The sequence below is a fragment of the Vibrio sp. D173a genome (genome assembly GCF_030248475.1).
Genome location: NZ_JAHGAH010000016.1, coordinates 49,227 through 62,211 on the forward strand (window position 1 = coordinate 49,227; position 12,985 = coordinate 62,211).

Below are 12,985 nucleotides of genomic sequence, written 5' to 3' on the forward strand. Positions count from 1 at the left end.
TCTTTTGTTATTTGTTACTTACGATTATTTGTTTTGAGCACGCTCGTAAGACTCTAGGATTTCCGCTTTTGCTGCAGCAACGTCATCCCAGCCATCGACCTTGACCCATTTGCCCACTTCAAGTTCTTTGTAGCGTTCGAAGAATTGTGTGATCTGTGCTTTCAACAATTCAGGGATGTCACCGACATCTTGAATGCCTTCGTACTCTTTTGAGATTTTTGAGTGCGGTACAGCAAACACTTTTGCATCTTCACCCGATTCGTCCGTCATTTTCAGTACGCCGACTGGACGACAGCGAATCACAGAGCCTGGCATCAATGGGTAAGGGGTTGGAACCAATACGTCCACTGGGTCACCGTCTAGAGAAAGAGTATCGTTCACATAGCCATAGTTACATGGGTAGAACATAGGTGCAGACATGAAACGGTCAACAAACACAGCACCAGTGTTTTTATCTACTTCGTATTTGATTGGGTCCGCGTTGGCAGGGATTTCGATGACGACGTAGATATCTTCAGGCAGTGATTTACCTGCTGGTACGTTATTTAAGCTCATTTGAATATTCCTTTTCATTGAGGATTAAGCGTGGAAAGGCTCAATCTGGCTAACATTTACGCAGTTCACTTTAACGACAAAAACGCGGCAGGTAAACACCCGCCGCGTTGGACAAAGGTCTGAAATTAGTCTTCTTCGCGATTCAGTTCAAGAAACTCTTCGACTTTGTTGACCATGTTCTTTGAACCCACAAAGAAAGGCACTCGCTGGTGCAGTTCGGTAGGTTTCAAATCCATAATGCGGTTTACACCGTCAGACGCCAAACCGCCAGCTTGCTCAATTAAGAATGCCATCGGGTTGCACTCGTACAACAAGCGCAGCTTGCCTTGAGGGTGGCTTTGCGTGCTTGGGTACAAGTAGATGCCGCCTTTCAGCAGGTTACGATGGAAGTCTGCAACCAATGAGCCGATGTAGCGAGAAGTGTATGGGCGACCATCTTCAGGCACATTCTCCTGACAGTACTTGATGTACTTCTTCACGCCCTGCGGGAAGCGGATGTAGTTACCTTCGTTGATCGAGTAGATCTTGCCGTCTTCTGGGATCATCATGTTTTCATGAGATAGACAGAAGCTGCCAATCGATGGGTCGTAAGTGAAGCCGTTTACGCCATTACCCGTGGTGTAAACCAACATGGTCGATGAGCCGTAAATCACGTAGCCCGCCGCCACTTGTTTGTGGCCAGGCTGCAGGAAGTCTTCTTCTGTTGGTGGGGTACCAATAGGAGAAACTCGACGATAAATAGAGAAAATCGTACCAACAGACACGTTCACATCGATGTTTGATGAGCCATCGAGTGGGTCCATTAGTACAACGTACTTTGCGTTTTGGTTAAGTTCTTTATTGAACGCAACCGCTTCATCTTCTTCTTCACTGGCTACACCACACACTTGGTCGCGTGCTTCGAGCGCTGCTTTGAACTTGTCGTTCGCGTATACATCAAGCTTTTGCTGATCTTCGCCTTGTACGTTCTCTGTACCTACAGCGCCAGTGATATCACCAAGACCTGCCGCATTGATTTCGCGGTTTACGATTTTTGCAGCTAAACGAATAGAAGCTAATAGAGATGAAAGATCACCGCTAGCGTGGGGGAAATCCGCTTGTTTCTCAACAATGAACTCGCCTAGGGTGCGCAGTCCTGACATGGTTTATCCTTACATTTTTCATTTCGTTGGGGGTGTTGCGCAACGGGGGCATCTCTTTATGGATGTTAAACGATTGCGCTAGATGTAAGTTTAAGTCGCAGATCTTATTAATGGTAATGAAGTAACCGACTGAGATCTCAATTTATTTGTCTTATTGCATAAGACGTGAACCGCTTGGTTAATGCTTGGTCAGTCAGGCCTAAGCCTTGTCAGATTTGTGAAAGAGACTGCACGAACAGGGTGAAAGGCACTCGCTTTTCTGGTGGTTATCACGATAATGAAAGGATTAAAGAACGCATTACAAGGTTAAGTTTATGCACATTCATATCTTGGGTATCTGCGGCACGTTTATGGGCGGTGCGGCAATTTTAGCGCGTCAGCTAGGCCATAAAGTGACGGGTTCGGATGCCAACGTTTATCCACCAATGAGCACCCTGTTGGAGTCTCAAGGTATTGAAATTATTGAAGGCTTTGACCCTTCTCAGCTTGACCCACAACCAGATCTTGTGGTGATTGGTAACGCGATGAGCCGTGGTAACCCATGTGTTGAGCATGTGCTGAATACCAATATGCGTTACACCTCGGGCCCACAATGGTTACAAGAGTTCTTATTGCACGATCGCTGGGTTCTGGCGGTATCAGGTACCCATGGTAAAACCACCACTTCAAGCATGCTAGCTTGGATCTTAGAAGATTGCGGTTACCAACCGGGCTTTCTAGTTGGTGGTGTGTTGGGTAACTTCGGTGTGTCAGCACGCTTGGGTGAAAGTATGTTTTTCGTCGTTGAAGCAGACGAATACGACAGTGCTTTTTTCGATAAACGATCTAAGTTTGTTCACTACCATCCACGCACACTGATCATGAATAACCTTGAGTTCGATCATGCAGATATCTTCGACGATCTAGAAGCGATCAAGCGTCAATTCCACCACTTGGTGCGCACTGTTCCGGGCAACGGTTTGATCCTTGCACCAAAGCAAGATCAGTCGCTACAAGACGTGATCGAGCGCGGTTGCTGGACTGAAAAGCAGTTCTCTGGTGTCGATGGTGATTGGCAAGCACACAAGCTGGTTGTCGATGGTTCTAAATTTGAAGTGTCACTGCAAGGTGAGAAAGTGGGCGTTGTAGATTGGGACCTTGTTGGTGACCACAACGTAGATAACGCTTTGATGGCTATTGCTGCTGCGCGTCATGTTGGTGTGGCTCCTGAGTTAGCTTGTCAGGCTCTTGGTCGCTTTATTAATACCAAACGTCGCTTGGAGCTAAAAGGCGAAGAGCAAGGCGTGACGGTTTATGATGATTTTGCTCATCATCCAACGGCGATTGAACTGACATTGGGTGGGTTACGTAACAAGGTTGGTGAAAAACGTATCCTTGCCGTTTTAGAGCCTCGTTCTGCGACCATGAAACGTGGTGTGCATAAGAATACTTTAGCGGCTTCTCTACACATTGCCGATGAAGTGTTCCTCTTCCAACCGGATAACATTGATTGGTCGGTACAGGATATTGCAGACCAGTGTAAACAGCCTGCGTTTGTTGATGCAGAGATGGACAGCTTCGTCGCAAAAATCGTAGAGCAAGCGCAGCCAGGTGACCAAATCCTCGTGATGAGTAACGGTGGCTTTGGTGGTATCCACGGCAAGCTTCTGGAACAACTGAAACAAAAAGCTTAATGACATCTATGCAGCAAAAAGTAACCCCTAAAAAAGCCATCACACTCGCATTAACGGGCGCCTCTGGTGCCCCGTATGGACTTCGTCTTCTTGAATGTTTAGTGGCAGCGGATTACCACGTCTACGTGTTGATCTCTTCGGCTGCGCGCGTGGTAATGGCGACCGAACATGACCTGAAACTCCCAAGTGGCCCTGAAGCGGCGCAAAAAGCGCTGGTTGAGCACCTTAATTGCAATCCAGATAACATCACCGTTTGTGGCAAAGACGACTGGTTTTCGCCGGTGGCTTCTGGCTCTGCGGCGCCTAAGCAAATGGTGGTGTGTCCATGTTCTGCAGGTAGTGTTGCGGCCATTGCACACGGCATGTCGGATAACTTGATTGAGCGCGCTGCTGATGTGGTAATGAAAGAGCGCGGACAGTTGCTGCTTGTAGTGCGTGAAACGCCATTCTCGACGTTGCACCTTGAAAACATGCACAAGCTTTCGCAAATGGGTGTCACCATTATGCCTGCAGCGCCGGGCTTCTATCATCAACCTAAAACTATCGAAGACTTAGTGGATTTTATGGTGGCGAGAATTCTGGATCACCTTGGCATTGAGCAAGGTTTAGTGCCACGTTGGGGTTATGACCAACGTTGATTGTGTAATCAATCAAAGACCTTTACAATCCATCCAACTCATCGGGGAGCAAACCCACTTGGCATTGAGCTTATCAATACCATTGGGCGCTGAGACCTAATCGCTTAACGTTGTTGAGCAAACAGGGACCCGTATTACCTGAACCAGATAATGCTGGCGTAGGAATTGAGTCTGGATATTGGAAGTCCTAAATACCGCCTCAACCCTGTGCCGCTCAATTCATGTCAATAATGCAAATGGAGAGCGAGCAGTGAAAACCACTCTTAGTCTGATTGCCCTTGCAGCCATCACTTCTACTTCGGCGTTTGCCGCTGAAAACACCCTAACTGTCTATACGTATGACTCTTTCGCTGCCGATTGGGGACCAGGTCCTAAGGTCGAAAAAGCGTTCGAAGCCAAATGCGGGTGCGATGTTAACTTCGTCGCGCTGGACGACGGTGTTTCAATCCTTAACCGCCTTCGCTTGGAAGGAAGCAACAGCAAAGCGGATATCGTGTTAGGTTTGGATAATAACCTGATGGCGGAAGCGAAAAAGACTGGGCTTCTGGCTGAGCACAACGTTGATACATCGAAGACGACCTTGCCTAACGGTTGGGATGATAAGACCTTCGTACCGTACGATTACGGCTACTTCGCGTTTGTATACAACAAGGAGAAGTTGGCGAACCCTCCAAAAAGCATGAAAGAGCTGGTGGAAGAGCGTGATGATCTGAAAGTGATTTACCAAGACCCTCGTACTTCGACTCCGGGTCAAGGTTTGATGTTGTGGATGAAGTCCATCTACGGCGATGATGCGACTCAAGCATGGAAGCAACTGGCAACGAAAACAGTTACGGTTACCAAAGGCTGGTCAGAAGCTTACTCGATGTTCTTGAACGGAGAGTCCGACCTCGTGCTGTCTTACACGACTTCTCCAGCGTACCATTTGATTGCAGAAGGTGATGCGAAATACGCCAGCGCAGACTTTACCGAAGGCCACTACATGCAAGTGGAAGTGGCGGCTAAGGTCAAAGGTTCAAAGAATGCGGAACTTGCGGATGAATTCATGGATTTCATCTTGAGTGATGAGTTCCAATCTGCGATGCCAACAGGTAACTGGATGTACCCAGTGACTGACGTTGAATTACCAAAAGGCTTTGAAACCTTAAGCGTACCAAGCAAGCCACTTAGCTTTAGTGCAGATGAAGTAGCGAAATTGCGCAAGACTTGGATTCGCGAGTGGCAAAGCGCATTGACGTTCTAACATAGGTTCTACTTTTGAATTCTGTTCCGAAAATAGGGTTAGGGGTCGCGATGATTATCGCGACCTTTGTTGTTTCTGCCCTAGGTGCTTTGATTGTTCAAGCGCCTTCACTTGATGTGTCTATGGTGTGGGGAGACCCATACTATCAGCACGTTACCAAGTTCAGCTTTTACCAAGCTTTTCTCTCTACGCTTTTGAGTGTCGGTTTGGCTATTCCGGTTGCTCATGCGCTTTCTCGACGTGAGTTCTATGGTAAGTCTCTACTATTAAAGTTGTTTGCGTCTACCTTAGTTCTGCCTGTGTTAGTCGGTGTATTTGGCTTATTGGCGATTTATGGTAATAGCGGCTTATTAGCTCAATGGCTGAAAAGTATCGACGCTGAGCTGCCGTTTTCCATCTATGGTCTGAACGGCATTTTACTTGCGCATGTGTTCTTTAATATGCCTTATGCAGCGCGGCTACTTTTGCAGGCATTAGAGTCGATCCCCGCAGAGCAACATAAACTGTGTGCACACCTTGGAATGAGTCATTGGGACAAATTCCGCTGGGTGGAATGGCCACGCCTAAGGCAGCAATTACCACACGTAAGTGGCTTAGTATTTATGCTTTGCTTTACCAGTTTTGCCACCGTGATGGCGTTAGGCGGCGGACCGAAATCGACCACCATTGAACTCGCCATTTATCAGGCGATTAAGTTCGATTTTGATCTGCAGGCTGGGGCACTTTTGGCACTGTGGCAAATGCTACTATGTGGCTTGTTAGCGATTGGCGTGCAGAAGTTGACGAAGCCAGTCTCAGTAAGCGCTAGCAGTACATCGGTACAGCAATATTTAACGAAGGATCATGGGTGGTCAAAAGCTTGGGATAGCTTTTGGATCATGGGTGCCTTTTTACTAGTAATACCGCCACTTATGATGGTGGTGTTCAGTGGTATCAACCAGCAAGTTTGGTCGGTACTGACCGATGAGCGCTTTTGGTCTGCACTGTTCAATTCACTCAAAGTTGCGGTACAGGCGAGCTCTCTTGCCGTTGCTGCTGGTGTGTCGATTCTGCTGACCAGTCGACGTTGGCGATTGCAGTATAAAAATACTCGCGCCGATCAAATTGAGCTGATTGGAACCATTATCTTAGTAACGCCGGGATTGGTGATTAGCACCGGATTGTTCCTATTACTGCGATCGTTTACCGATGTATTCAGCTTGGCGTTTTTTGTGGTCATCTTAGTTAATGGCTTGATGGCATTGCCATATGTCATTAAGACTTTATCTCAACCTATGTTGCACATTGAGCAGCAGTATCAGTACGTGTGTGCCAGCTTAGGCATGCGTGGTTGGCAACGATTTAAAGTCGTGGAATGGCAAGCGCTGCGCAAGCCGTTTGCCCATGCTTTTGCTATCAGTTTTATGTTTGCAATTGGCGACTTAAGTGCGATTGCCTTGTTTGGCGGGCAAGAATTTAGAACCTTGCCGCTGTATCTATTCCAACTGCTGGGCAGTTATCAAATGGATGCCGCTGCCGTGGTATCGGTTACTTTGCTGTTACTCAGCGTCGGCTGTTTTGCGGTGATTGAGAAAGTGTTGAAAACGAAGGAGAGAGCGTAATGTTAGTGTTGGATGATGTGCAGTACACCTATCAACGTGAACTGTTTCGTTTTGAGTTAGCTATTCAGCGTGGACAAATCGTTTCACTGATGGGGCCGAGTGGGGCGGGCAAATCAACCTTATTGGCGTTAGTTGCTGGTTTTATTAATCCAGACCATGGCGATATTCTGGTTGATGGTGAGTCTATCGTGCGTAAAGAGCCGTATCAGCGTCCGTTTTCAATGCTGTTCCAAGAGCATAATCTGTTTGCTCACCTGTCAGTAAGGGACAATATTGGTTTGGGTTTACATCCGGGTTTAAAGCTCACTGCAGACCAAAAACTGCTTGTTGAGCAAGCGGCGAAGCAAGTCGGGGTTGCTGAGTATCTGGACCGTTTACCTGAACATCTTTCTGGTGGTCAGCGTCAGCGTGTGGCACTTGCGCGTTGTTTTGTTCAGCCGCACCCAATGTGGTTACTCGATGAACCTTTTTCTGCGTTAGACCCAGTATTGAGAGAAGAGATGCTGACACTGGTTAAACAGTTGGCTGCTGAGCGCGGCATTACAGTATTGATGGTGACGCACCATTTGAGTGACGCCAGAGCGATTGCTAGTCATTTTGCTTTTGTGGCTGGTGGTCAGGTTGAAGCTGCAGGAGAGATTGGTGAGCTTAACGCTCAACATAGCAGTACTGCATTGAAGGTTTTTGTTAAAGCGGCAGGGTGATTACCCTGAGATAGAAAAATAAAAGGTTGATGCAAGCATCAACCTTTTTTGGTTTTGGGAGTTTGAATGAGCGTATTAGCCTTGAGGCTTCACTACCATAACGTTGATTGGTGAGTTCTCAACGACTTTGCTTGCTACAGAGCCCAGCATCACTTTGTTGATCTTTGAGCGTTTGTGGCTTGGCATAATGATAAGGTCAGCACCTAAGCGTTCAGCGTAATCAAGGATGGTTGCATACGCTTTGCCTTCTGCCACGTGGACTTTGTAAATGACTTCATCATCGATATGTTGGTCTGCAAAGGCTTTGAGCTGTTGCTTCACATCTTGCTTCATTTTTGCCGCCGCGTCTTTCGGGAAGTAAGTCGCGACCATCGACATATGAATACCAGGTAAGACAGTAAGCAAGTGAACTTCAGCATTGGCTTGCTTTGCCTGCCATACTGCTAATTCAACGGCACGGTCAGAAAAGCCTTGGTCATTTAGATCAACCGGAACAAGAATTTGTTTGTACATTCAATGTCTCTCATTAAGGCCCCTTATCCTCGGGGCCAAATCGGTTATGCGCTCAGCTGTTCCTTACGAGCACGACGTTTTTGGTTCAGGGCAAGTACCAGCAAAATCATCAAACAAGGCACAAATACCCATTCTTTCATTGGTCGTTCAGCATCTTGAACTACCCATTTGATCTCCCAATCGAAGTCGATTCCTGAAGATTCTGCCGGGCTGCCAAATTCAACCATGTCTACGATCATTTTACCGTCGTTCTCGGTCAGCATTAGGCCCATTGAAGAAAGTCGTTCTTCAGCGGTTACCGCTTTATCTTCGAACGGAAGACGTACCGTTTTTTCAACGTAGTCACCTTCAAGGTTTTCTCCAGCGACACGTAACTCTATGGATTCTCCTACATTTAACCCTTCTGTGATTTGAGCTATCTCAACACCAGGGGAAAGAACTTTCGCTGGGTAGAGCATGTCCCACCAAAAACCAGGGCGGAAGAACGAGAAGGTTAATACTAATAGTAGGATCGTTTCCCACCACTTGTTACGAGTGAACCACCAACCTTGTGTTGCCGCGGAGAAGATCAACATCGCAATAATGGAAGAGATCACGGTTAACGCTAGATGCCACCATGAATCAATGCCCATCAATAAGAGTTGAGTGTTGAAGACGAACATGAATGGCAGAATTGCGGTTCGAATATCGTAGGTAAAGCCTTGAATACCCGTACGAATTGGATCTGACTTAGCAATTGCGGCAGCGGCAAAGGCAGCTAAACCTACAGGAGGCGTATCATCTGCAAGGATACCGAAATAGAACACAAATAAGTGCACCGCAATCAGTGGGATGATCAGGCCATGAGCCGCACCCAGAGTTACGATAACCGGTGCCATTAGCGTTGATACCACGATATAGTTTGCCGTCGTTGGCAGACCCATACCCAGGATCAAGCTGATTACTGCCGTAAACAGCAACATAAGGATGATGCTACCGCCAGAGATGAACTCGACGAAGTCTGTCATAACCAAGCCGATACCAGTCAAGGTGACCACACCAACTACCGTACCTGCTGCAGCGGTTGCCACGCCGATACCGATCATGTTGCGCGCACCAGATACCAAACTCTCTGCGAGATCAACAAAACCGTCTTTGGTCTGCTCAACCAAGTCACCTTGTTTTGATAGCAAAGCAATCAGTGGGCGCTGCGTTAGCAAGATAAAGATCATGAACACGGTTGCCCAGAATGCTGACAGACCCGGTGAGAAGCGTTCTACAGTCAAACACCAAACCAGCACAACGATTGGTAGCAGATAGTGCAGACCAGATTTAATCGTTGGGCCTGGATCTGGAACCTCTGTGAGTTCTGCATCAATTTCAATTGCGCCGTCTTTCACGTGATTCGCTGAAATCTTCACCAGACCGACGTAAGCAATTAGTAGGGCGATGGTTACGATGGTTGTTGCAGCATCGCCAAATACGTCTTTAGTCCAACCCACACCGTAGTAAACCAAGGCGCTGATGACGCACAAGCCAAGGATAGTGCCAGTAAATGACAATAGGCTTTGTAGCATGGTTGGGTTGTGGCGACGAGGAAGGCCGGTCATGCCTGCTTTACATGCTTCAAGGTGAACGATGTAAATCAGAGCGATGTAGGAAATAAGTGCAGGAAGTAGGGCTGCTTTGATTACCTCAACGTAAGAGATACCAACATATTCAACCATTAGGAAGGCCGCAGCGCCCATGATAGGCGGCGTTAGCTGGCCATTCGTCGACGCAGCAACTTCAACCGCACCTGCCTTTGTTCCCGGGAAGCCTACTCGCTTCATCAGCGGAATCGTAAATGTACCTGTGGTTACTACGTTTGCGATGGATGAGCCCGAAACCAGACCAGATAGGCCGGATGCAACGACAGCCGCTTTTGCAGGACCGCCCTTCATGTGACCAAGCAGTGAGAAGGCTACTTTAATGAAGTAAGCACCTGCGCCCGCGCGTTCTAGCATTGCACCGAAAAGTACGAACAAGAATACAAACGAAGTCGATACGCCAAGTGCAACACCAAATACACCCTCTGTGGTTAGCCATAAGTGTGACATTGCTTTGTTTAAGCTTGCACCTTTATGAGCAATAACATCTGGCATATATGGACCGGCAAAGGTGTAGGTCAGAAATACTGCGGCAACGACCATCAACGGTGGACCCAGTGCACGACGCGTTGCTTCAAGCAATAGAGCCATACCCGTTACTGAGACTACGATGTCAACGGTTGTCGGTGCACCAGAGCGCCCGGCCAGTTCGGTATAGAAAATATAAATATAAGCTGCAGCAAAGCTCCCCGCTAATGCCAATGCCCAGTCGATTAATGGGATATGGTCACGCGGAGAGTTCTTCATTGCTGGATAAGCAGTGAAAGCGAGGAAAGTGGCAAAAGTTAAATGAATTGCTCGCGCTTCAGTATCGTTGAGTACGCCAAAATTAAAAATAAATGGTAGCGGAGAGGCATACCATAATTGAAATAGCGACCAGCACAGTGGTACGAACCATAAGATTCTACCTTGCAAGCCCATTGGGCTACGCGCACCTGTGTCTGCCTGAGCCACCATTTCTTGCACATCTTGTGACGGAGTGTTGTTCGTCGCCATGTACTTTTTCCTTATTATTGATGGTCCTGTCTGTATTGTGTATCGAGAACCCCGCTTCGCTATAACAGTGTAGTGAATAGAGCGAAGTTTGCTTTCGAGTGAATCGCTACAAATCTGTAACCCATTGATTTGTGGGCAAAGGAAATGTGCGGTTTCTTTTTTTAGGTGTGAGCGCGACTTCTGAAAGAAATCGGCAGATTGCATTATGCAAGTTGAACAAAGCATGCTGGCAAACGATCGTTACCAGCATACTTAATCAAGCAGAAAACCATCCTTTTCTGCCCGAGCTTGAAGTCAGTAGTTGCTTACTTAAGCAGACCTACTTCTTTGTAGTATTTTTCCGCACCTGGGTGAAGAGGGATAGAAAGGCCAGCTTTCACCATGTCTTCTTTCTTCAGGTTTGCAAATGCAGGGTGTAGACGTTTGAATGTGTCGAAGTTTTCGAATACTGCTTTTGCAACATTGTAAGCGACGTCATCTGAAACATCAGAGGTCGTTACCATTGTCGCCGCAACACCGAAGCTGTTTACGTCTTTATCTGTACCACGGTACATGCCAGCAGGTACTGTGCTGAATGCGTAGTAAGGGTTGTTAGCAACGATCTTTTCGATTTCTGCGCCTGTCGCTGGGACAAGTTTTGCATCACAAGAGGTTGTTGCTTCTTTGATTGAACCGTTCGGGTGACCAACCATGTAGATGAATGCATCGATCTTGTTGTCACATAGTGCTTGTGAACGCTCAGAGCCTTTTAGCTCAGATGCCAGTTTGAAGCTGTCGTTTGTCCAGCCCATTGCATCCATCACTACACCCATTGTCGCGCGGTCACCAGAGCCTGGGTTACCGATGTTGACACGTTTACCTTTAAGGTCTTGAACGTTTTCGATACCAGAATCTGCACGTGCGATAATGTTAAAAGGTTCTGTATGAAGAGAGAACATTGCACGTAGCTTTTTGTACGGGCCTTGTTCAGCAAACTTGCTCGTACCGTTATAGCCATGGTATTGCCAATCCGATTGCACGATACCAAAGTCTAGCTCGCCAGCACGGATAGTGTTGACGTTGTAAATTGAGCCGCCAGTCGATTCTACTGAACAACGAATGTTGTGATCTTTACGACCTTTGTTTACCAATTTACAAATAGCACCACCAGTAGGGTAGTAAACACCTGTAACAGAGCCAGTACCGATAGTAATAAACTCTTGAGCGTTAACTGCGCCTGCGCCCATAACTGCTGCAGCGATAGCGCCTACTTTTAGAAGTTTGTTAAATGCCATGAATTTCCTTCCTTATATTCATTATTAACCCGGAAATAACCTTAAATTATTTCAGGAGTTTCCTATTCGGAAACGGCATCTTTTCCAATCCAATCGTTTGAAAAAGCGAGCGAATCATAACAAAAAATTGGCAGAAAATTATCCGATTGTTAAAACTTATAGCGAATAAGTCTAAATCCTGCGAAAAGTGTCGGAGATGAATTTGATGTGTAATTCTTTCCAGAACAAATACTTATGATTGGTTTTGATAGGAGTATTAAAAAATCAATAGCGTGATGTTAATCACAAAAGTGGCGGGTAAAAAAATAGCCTGAGAAATCAAAAAATTTACATTTTTCATGGGCTACAAAACTCAACGAATTTCATAGCCCACAAACAGTTACTTAGCCTGTGTATTCGAAAAGTTCACACACTGACTTGAACAATTGTTCTGTAGAAACTGGCATTGTTGGGGTAATGAAGATGGTGTCATCGCCTGCTACTACGCCAAGAATACCCTCAGATTTACCCAAAGAATCCAGTAGGCGGGCAATCAATTGAGCTGCACCAGGGCCAGTGTGGATGACTACTAATGCTGCATTATGGTCGATATCTAAGACCAACTCACGTAGAGAGCTACTCACTGTAGGTACACCTAATTCTGCTGGTAGACAGTAAACCATCTCCATTTTTGCATTACGTGTACGAACCGCACCAAACTTTGTCAGCATACGGGAGACTTTAGATTGGTTGATGCTTTCAAAACCTTGTTGTTTTAGTGCATCTACGATCTCGCCCTGTGAACCGAAGCTCTCTTCTTTTAATAAGGCTTTAAAAGCGCGAACTAAGTTATCTTGTTTTTCTGAATTGCGCATAGTCGTTATGATTCTCTTATTCAAGGGTCAGAAATTTTGCATATTCTCGCATATATATTCATGCAGTGCCAAAAAGTCACGGTAATATGTTAATTCCATCACTGTAAACCCTATACAGGACAGGGTTCTTTATGTGTAAAAATACTGACCTATTTATTGCACTG

The 12,985-nt window shown here is 46.5% G+C and carries 11 protein-coding genes and 1 riboswitch; of the genes, 5 read left to right on the forward strand and 6 right to left on the reverse strand.

Features of this window, described 5'->3' with window-relative positions:
• Positions 1-24: 24 nt before the first annotated feature.
• Both ppa and fbp read right to left on the reverse strand, forming a co-directional pair.
• Complete coding sequence (ppa, locus tag KIV40_RS02730) at positions 25-555, reverse strand: inorganic diphosphatase (RefSeq protein ID WP_285347911.1); 531 nt, start codon at positions 553-555, stop codon at positions 25-27.
• Positions 556-680: 125 nt separating this feature from the next.
• The gene (gene fbp / locus KIV40_RS02735; protein WP_005430527.1) at positions 681-1,697 is read right to left on the reverse strand and encodes a class 1 fructose-bisphosphatase; all 1,017 of its coding nucleotides are present in this window, start codon (positions 1,695-1,697) and stop codon (positions 681-683) included.
• 314 nt (positions 1,698-2,011) lie between these two features.
• Between fbp and mpl the strand changes: the two genes are divergently transcribed.
• The 5 genes from mpl to thiQ all read left to right on the forward strand — a co-directional run bounded on the left by mpl (position 2,012) and on the right by thiQ (position 7,556).
• On the forward strand, positions 2,012-3,370 hold the full coding sequence (mpl, locus tag KIV40_RS02740) for a UDP-N-acetylmuramate:L-alanyl-gamma-D-glutamyl-meso-diaminopimelate ligase (RefSeq protein WP_285347912.1): 1,359 nt from the start codon (positions 2,012-2,014) through the stop codon (positions 3,368-3,370).
• Entirely contained in the window at positions 3,370-4,008 is a 639-nt protein-coding gene (locus tag KIV40_RS02745) for a flavin prenyltransferase UbiX (RefSeq protein WP_012126903.1), read from the forward strand. The genes mpl and KIV40_RS02745 overlap by 1 nt, the downstream gene beginning before the upstream one ends.
• Positions 4,009-4,040: 32 nt before the next feature.
• Positions 4,041-4,190, forward strand: a riboswitch (TPP riboswitch).
• A gap of 68 nt (positions 4,191-4,258) precedes the next feature.
• The gene (thiB, locus tag KIV40_RS02750; RefSeq protein ID WP_285347913.1) at positions 4,259-5,251 is read left to right on the forward strand and encodes a thiamine ABC transporter substrate binding subunit; all 993 of its coding nucleotides are present in this window, start codon (positions 4,259-4,261) and stop codon (positions 5,249-5,251) included.
• Positions 5,252-5,265: 14 nt separating this feature from the next.
• Positions 5,266-6,852: a thiamine/thiamine pyrophosphate ABC transporter permease ThiP gene (gene thiP / locus KIV40_RS02755; RefSeq protein ID WP_285347914.1), complete on the forward strand. Its 1,587-nt coding sequence runs from the start codon at positions 5,266-5,268 to the stop codon at positions 6,850-6,852.
• Entirely contained in the window at positions 6,852-7,556 is a 705-nt protein-coding gene (gene thiQ / locus KIV40_RS02760; protein ID WP_012126906.1) for a thiamine ABC transporter ATP-binding protein, read from the forward strand. Before thiP ends, thiQ begins: the two co-directional genes overlap by 1 nt.
• A gap of 75 nt (positions 7,557-7,631) precedes the next feature.
• Here thiQ and KIV40_RS02765 read toward each other — a convergent pair whose 3' ends face one another.
• From KIV40_RS02765 to argR, 4 genes are all read right to left on the reverse strand, one after another.
• Positions 7,632-8,069 (reverse strand): universal stress protein, encoded by a 438-nt coding sequence (locus KIV40_RS02765; RefSeq protein ID WP_005430588.1) that lies wholly within the window; start codon positions 8,067-8,069, stop codon positions 7,632-7,634.
• 44 nt (positions 8,070-8,113) lie between these two features.
• On the reverse strand, positions 8,114-10,693 hold the full coding sequence (locus KIV40_RS02770; protein ID WP_041853249.1) for a TRAP transporter permease: 2,580 nt from the start codon (positions 10,691-10,693) through the stop codon (positions 8,114-8,116).
• Positions 10,694-10,998: 305 nt separating this feature from the next.
• A complete protein-coding gene (locus tag KIV40_RS02775; RefSeq protein ID WP_005430525.1) occupies positions 10,999-11,967 on the reverse strand; it encodes a TAXI family TRAP transporter solute-binding subunit in 969 nt (322 codons plus the stop codon).
• Positions 11,968-12,350: 383 nt separating this feature from the next.
• Positions 12,351-12,821: a transcriptional regulator ArgR gene (gene argR / locus KIV40_RS02780; RefSeq protein WP_005430583.1), complete on the reverse strand. Its 471-nt coding sequence runs from the start codon at positions 12,819-12,821 to the stop codon at positions 12,351-12,353.
• Positions 12,822-12,985 lie beyond the last annotated feature (164 nt).

Excerpts from the sequence above, each read along its gene's own strand:
- ppa (WP_285347911.1), bottom strand. The coding sequence starts at position 555 with ATGAGCTTAAATAACGTACCAGCAGGTAAATCACTGCCTGAAGATATC.
- fbp (WP_005430527.1), bottom strand. The coding sequence starts at position 1,697 with ATGTCAGGACTGCGCACCCTAGGCGAGTTCATTGTTGAGAAACAAGCG.
- mpl (WP_285347912.1), top strand. The coding sequence starts at position 2,012 with ATGCACATTCATATCTTGGGTATCTGCGGCACGTTTATGGGCGGTGCG.
- KIV40_RS02745 (WP_012126903.1), top strand. The coding sequence starts at position 3,370 with ATGACATCTATGCAGCAAAAAGTAACCCCTAAAAAAGCCATCACACTC.
- thiQ (WP_012126906.1), top strand. The coding sequence starts at position 6,852 with ATGTTAGTGTTGGATGATGTGCAGTACACCTATCAACGTGAACTGTTT.
- KIV40_RS02765 (WP_005430588.1), bottom strand. The coding sequence starts at position 8,069 with ATGTACAAACAAATTCTTGTTCCGGTTGATCTAAATGACCAAGGCTTT.
- KIV40_RS02770 (WP_041853249.1), bottom strand. The coding sequence starts at position 10,693 with ATGGCGACGAACAACACTCCGTCACAAGATGTGCAAGAAATGGTGGCT.
- KIV40_RS02775 (WP_005430525.1), bottom strand. The coding sequence starts at position 11,967 with ATGGCATTTAACAAACTTCTAAAAGTAGGCGCTATCGCTGCAGCAGTT.
- argR (WP_005430583.1), bottom strand. The coding sequence starts at position 12,821 with ATGCGCAATTCAGAAAAACAAGATAACTTAGTTCGCGCTTTTAAAGCC.